Genomic DNA, 5,880 nt, shown 5'->3' with positions numbered 1-5,880 from the left:
CACCTGGCGTCGAAGAGCCAACAAAAAGCAGTGACTGATACTCTCACCATCGATCACTCGGGCATCGGCAGGGAGGCGGCCATGACAACGCAGAAGACGCTGGACCTGTCATTCTTTTTCAGCACGGCACACGACAGCCTCTGCGACCGACCTTTTCCATGAGAAAATAGCCAATCACAGTCTTCAATTCGAGCATTCCTGGATGCCAATCACATTAACATGTAGTGCCAAATAAAGATGGATATTTATGTAGCGTTTAAAGAGATATTGCTAACAGCTTGCGTTGGATCAAGAACCGTAGAGGAATATTTTTGAAAGAAGGGAAGATGATGCTAGGATAGAAATATTGGCACTATCAGAACCATCAGTCGCGACTATCGAAAACGCCCGCAATAGCGGCGTTTGACATTAAAAAGCACGTTATTCGTATATCTACACTCTCTTTTATACCGCACCTTTCGCTTTCATTTCACGCAGCACTGCCACCACATAGCGCATCTCTTCCGGCGTACCCAATGACATGCGGCACCAGCCATCAGCCGGCGGGAAGGCACGCCCGATGAGAATATGATGCGCCTTCATGCTCGCCTGAAATTCCTTGAGCGGTTTGGAAATACGGTGGAAGACGAAATTGGTCTGTCCCGGAAGATAATCCCAGCCCAAATCATCCAGTGCGGCAGTATAGATAGCCCGCGACTCATCATTGCTGTGCTTGCTGTGTGCCAGAAAATCCGGCGACTGCATCGAGGCGGTGGCTGCCATGACGCCGGGATAAGACAGCGTCATCGAGTCTTCCTCGACGTAATGCGACACGCGTTCGAGACGCTCTGCACTTCCCACAGCATAACCAACACGTAACCCTGCCATCGCGTGAATCTTGGAGAAGGTCTTGAGCACCAGCACATTGCCAGCGCCATTCACAATCAAGCGATCCGCAGAGCGATACGTCTCATCATTGACGAATTCGCCATAGGCCTCATCAATGATGAATAGCGTGTCCGTACGGCTATTCTTGACCCACGCTTCCAGCGCATCACTTGAAACGATGGTTGAGGTCGGATTATTGGGATTCACTAGATAGACAATCGACGGGCCAGCGTGATTGCTCACCGCCTGTTGCATGTCTTCCAGCTTGAAAGACCAATCCTCGCGCGAGGAAGGCACCTTGTGGATGACGAGATCATAAAACCCTGCATAGAGCGCACCATCGCCGTAAGTTAGCTCAGGAATGACCAACTGCGTCTCAGGTGTTGCGTGGGCAAGGATGCTCGCGCGAATCGCGTCAGATGACCCCGGGGTGAAGAGAATACTGTCTCCGCTTACCTTGTGATGCTCTGCCACCAGTGACTGCAATTTACCAAGGTGCGCGAAGGGGTAACGATTGGAGTGTGCGATAGAGGAAGAAGCCGCGCGCTGAGCAGAGGGTGCCATTCCCAAGGCATTCTCATTGTAATTGAGTCGTACCGGAGACTGGGAAGAGGGAGTTAGTAATGTCGCCTCTGACGTCGATTCTTTCGCAAAAGCCTTGGGAATACCCGGCATGAATTGACCAAGAGCAGCGCCTGCAATTGCCGCACCACTCATACCCAGGAAGCCACGCCGTGAGCGAGATATCGGCGCATGTGTCGTCTCTTGACCCATGACTTCTAACGCGCTTTTTTCGGACACATCTTTTTCTGCAAACTGGGTCATTTTCTGTCCTTGCTTATGCTTCAGTCCTTGCCATCATGGCGAGAAATCTGACTGTCGCTGTTGTATTTGTATATTCTAAATAATCAAATTCAACTTATAAGACTTTCGTCAGACACACAACTGATTACCGTCTCGTCTGACGTAACCCGACAATCCGCATATAGCCTCTTGCCTGGCAGACAGACTTCTGCTGATAGCAGGACAACCCTTCGTCTATCGAAAGTTCCCCTCCTCTGCCTATTCCTGGCATCTCGAAAAACTGACTTGTCATTTCGCAAAGCTAAAGCCACTCCCAAAGAGCAATAATAATCATTCTTATAAAAGTACTCAGGGAACGCCAACGTGTCACATCCATCCGCGCCATCTGCACTGCCGCTGTCACGACTGACCCTCGCCATCGCGCTGGCTAGCGCTGCATCTCCCAGCCTGGTGTCGGCTGACGAGACGCGTGAGCTGCAAGCCATGACCATCGTCGGTGAAGCGCAGACCTCCACCACCGAGTTGACCCGCGACTACACGGTCGGCGCCAGCACCCGCGCCAATGGCCTGACGCTGTCACCGCGCGAGACACCGCAGTCGATCAGCTTCCTGACCCGCCAGCAGATGGAGGATGAGGCGCTCACCAGCACCACGGAAGCCGTCAACCGCCTGCCGGGGGTGTCCTCCAATCGTCTTGATGGCACGCGCACCAACTTCCAGTCGCGTGGCTACTCGATCCGCAATTTCCAGTTCGATGGTCAGCAGAGCAACACCAGCAGCTTCTGGCCCTTCGGTGACGCCGAGTGGGATACCGCCATCTATGATCGCGTCGAGGTGATTCGCGGGGCCACCGGCCTGATGACCGGGGTGGGCGATCCCTCCGCCACCGTCAACTTCGTGCGCAAGAAGCCGCTGGAGGAAGCCGCCGCCAGCGTGACAGGCGCGGTGGGCAGCTGGGACCGCCGCCGTGGTGTGGTGGATGTCAGCACGCCGCTGGATGACGCCGGCAAGGTCGGCGTGCGCTTCGTGGCCGCCAAGGACCGCTCCGACAGCTTCATGGATGACGTGGAGAATGACCGCGAGACCCTCTACGGCGTGATCGCCGCGGAACTGACACCGGATACCGAACTGAATGTCGGCGTCGAATACCAGCGCTACGACCAGGACGGCGCCTATCTGGGCGTGCCGCTCTACTACACCGACGGCTCGCGGACCGATTTCGATCAGTCAGTCGCCAACAATACCGAGTGGGCCCACTTCTTTACCGAGAACACGCGTGGCTTCGCGGACCTGACCCACTACTTCGCCAATGGCTGGAAGGCGACCGCCGCCTACAGCCACGGCGACGCCAATTACGGGCTGACCTACAACTACCGTGGCGGCTATGTGGACCGTGACAACGGCATCCTCTACTACGACACCAACCGCCAGGTGCCCACCAGCTCCTATCTGCTGGACTACCGCGGAGACCGGACCCAGAAGAACCTCAACCTGAGCGCCGAAGGTCCCTTCGAGCTGTTCGGACGCGAGCATCAGCTGGGCTTCGGCTACATGCAGCTGAAGGAAGAGTACGAGATCTGGAGTCGCACTCCGGCGAGCAGCGTGCCGGCGCTGGGCAGCTTCACCGATCGTGACGACCCGGCACTGGCCGAGCCCGAATGGGGCGAGTGGGGCCTGAGCGATGACACCGAGACCAAGCAGGAAGGCTTCTACGCCGTCACGCGTTTCTCGCTGGCAGACCCCGTGCATCTGATCCTCGGTGCCCGCCTGACGGATTGGGAGATCGACCAGGACTATCGCGGTGAGCGCAGCTATGAGTACAACGACGAGTTCACGCCCTATGCCGGCCTGATCGTCGATATCACCGACAACCTCACCGCCTACACCAGCTACACGCAGATCTTCAACACCCAGAGTGAGCGTGCCCCCGATGGCGCCCTGCTCGATCCGCTGGAAGGCACCAGCTATGAAGCGGGCCTGAAGGCCGAGCTGTTCAATGACCGCGCTGACGTGTCCTTCGCCGTCTTCCGCAGCGAGCAGGACAATCTGGCCGTCGAGATTCCGGGCGTCTACGTTGCGGGCACCACCGATCAGGCCTACACCGAATCCGACGGCGCGGTGGTGGAAGGCTTCGAGCTGGAAGTGGCCGGTGAAGTCGCCCCGGGCATCAACCTCTCCGCCAGCTACGCGCTGGTGGATGCCGAGGATTCCGATGGCACCCAGCTCAATACCAGCTATCCACGCCAGCAGGCCAAGGTCTACGCCACCTGGCAGCTGCCCGGTGACTGGTCACGCCTGACCCTGGGCGCCGGCGGCACCTGGCAGGGCGACACCTATCGTGACGCCGATACCCCGACCGGCACCGCCAAGGTCGGTCAGGGCGATGTCTTCCTGGCCAACGCCATGGCGCGCTATCGCATCAATGATCACTTCAGCACCCAGCTCAACGTCTCCAACCTCTTCGATGAGGAGTACTACACCCAGCAAGGCTTCTACAGCCAGTACCTCTATGGTGCGCCGCGCAGTGCCCTGCTGAGCATGACCTACGACTTCTGAGGACAGGCGCGTCATTTCTCATGGCCAGCCCTTCCGAAGACCAGCCCTTCCGATGGCCAGCCTTTCCTCCGGACAGCCCCTCAGGTGCAGGGGCTGTCATCCGCGACCCGATTGAAAAAGGATTCTCCCTTGCGACGCACACGACTTTCCTGCGCCATTGGCCTGGCCATCATGGCCGCCAGTCTCGTGCCTGCCGCCCAGGCACAGGCTTCAGCGACGTCTCACGCTGATAGCCCCTCCACGGTATCCGCGTCTGACGCCTCAGCAGCGGCAGGGCACGCCCAGCACTACCCGATCACCCTCCAGCACGCCTTCGGCACGACGGTCATCGAGGAAAAGCCGCAGCGCATCGCCACCGTCGCCTGGGCCAATCATGAGGTGCCGCTGGCACTCGGCGCGGTACCGGTGGGCTTTCCGCGCCAGGCCTTCGGGGATGACGACGATGACGGCATGATGCCGTGGGTCAAGGCGCGCCTGGAGGAACTTGACGCCGGCGAGTACACGCTGTTCGACGAGGGCGATGGCATCGATTTCGAAGCGGTGGCCGCCAGCCAGCCGGACGTCATCCTGGCGGCCTATTCCGGCATGAGCGAGGCCGACTATCAGACACTGAGCAAGATCGCGCCGGTGGTGGCACGTCCGGGGCCGCGCTGGTCCTCCAGCTGGCGCGACATGATCCGCCACGACAGTGCCGGCATGGGCATGGCCACCGAGGGTGAGGCGCTGATCGAGCGTCTCGAGGCCCGGATCGCCGAGAACATCGCGGATCATCCCGAGATCCAGGGCAAGTCGATCATCGTGATCAGCCACATCGACCCCACCAATCTGAGCCGCATCGCCTTCTACAACGACAACGATGCCCGAGTGCGCTTCTTCCACGAGCTGGGCATGGTCTCGCCGCCATTCGTCAGCGAGACCGCCGTCGAGGGTCGCTTTGCCGGTCAGATCAGCGCCGAGCGCCTCGATGAGCTGGCCGATGTCGATATCGTGCTGACCTACGGTGGCCAACCGCTGATCGACCGCCTCAACGAGCATCTGCTGACCTCCCGCCTGCCCGCCATCCAGCAGGACGCCGTGGTGCTGCTGGAGAACGGCCCGATGGCCACTGCCGCCAACCCCACACCTCTCTCGATTCCCTGGGTACTCGACGACTATGTTGACCAGCTGTCCGTCGCCGCCCGCAAGGGCGAGTGATCTCACCCCGCTGTCGGCCAGCCGTCAGCGGCGCTGGCTGGGCACCCTGCTGCTGTGGCTGGCGCTGTGTGCGAGCCTCGCCCTGTCGGTGGCCTTCGGTGCGCGGATGACCCACTGGGCCGACATCACGGGGCTGCTGGACGGCTCGCTGGATTCGATGGCCGAGGCCGCCGTGGCCAGCCGCCTGCCGCGCACCCTGCTGGCCATGCTGGCCGGGGCGGCGCTGGGCGTGTCGGGCGCCGTGATGCAGGGCCTGACCCGCAACCCGCTGGCAGACCCGGGGCTGCTCGGCGTCAATGCCGGGGCGGCGCTCGCCGTGGTGATCGGCATCGCCTGGTTCGGCATCCAGCAGGCCAGCGACTATCTGTGGCTGGCCATTCTCGGGGCGGGGCTGAGTGCCGTGGTGGTCTATCTGATCGCCAGCCTCGGGCGTGGCGGGGCGACCCCGCTGCGCCTGGC

General features: G+C 60.2%; 4 protein-coding genes. 3 read left to right on the top strand and 1 reads right to left on the bottom strand.

Going from position 1 to position 5,880, the window contains the following annotated elements:
* Positions 1–444: 444 nt before the first annotated feature.
* Positions 445–1,692, bottom strand: coding sequence for a pyridoxal phosphate-dependent aminotransferase (locus BF12_RS0115710; RefSeq protein ID WP_024953087.1), 1,248 nt, complete (start codon positions 1,690–1,692; stop codon positions 445–447).
* A gap of 342 nt (positions 1,693–2,034) precedes the next feature.
* On the opposite strand from BF12_RS0115710, the gene BF12_RS0115705 reads away from it, so the two are divergent.
* The 3 genes from BF12_RS0115705 to BF12_RS0115695 all read left to right on the top strand — a co-directional run.
* The gene (locus BF12_RS0115705; protein WP_024953086.1) at positions 2,035–4,227 is read left to right on the top strand and encodes a TonB-dependent siderophore receptor; all 2,193 of its coding nucleotides are present in this window, start codon (positions 2,035–2,037) and stop codon (positions 4,225–4,227) included.
* 129 nt (positions 4,228–4,356) lie between these two features.
* Positions 4,357–5,421 (top strand): iron-siderophore ABC transporter substrate-binding protein, encoded by a 1,065-nt coding sequence (locus tag BF12_RS0115700; protein ID WP_024953085.1) that lies wholly within the window; start codon positions 4,357–4,359, stop codon positions 5,419–5,421.
* A partial coding sequence (locus BF12_RS0115695) for an iron chelate uptake ABC transporter family permease subunit (RefSeq protein ID WP_024953084.1) occupies positions 5,381–5,880 on the top strand: 500 nt, incomplete at its 3' end. The genes BF12_RS0115700 and BF12_RS0115695, both read left to right, overlap by 41 nt.

The organism is Cobetia crustatorum (genome assembly GCF_000591415.1).
Classification (GTDB): domain Bacteria; phylum Pseudomonadota; class Gammaproteobacteria; order Pseudomonadales; family Halomonadaceae; genus Cobetia; species Cobetia crustatorum.
Note: the sequence above shows the minus strand (reverse complement) of the source record. Positions and strands in the feature narration are given on the sequence as shown.

Bases quoted from the DNA above. Each gene is read 5' to 3' on its own strand.
- BF12_RS0115710 (WP_024953087.1), bottom strand. From the start codon at position 1,692: ATGACCCAGTTTGCAGAAAAAGATGTGTCCGAAAAAAGCGCGTTAGAA.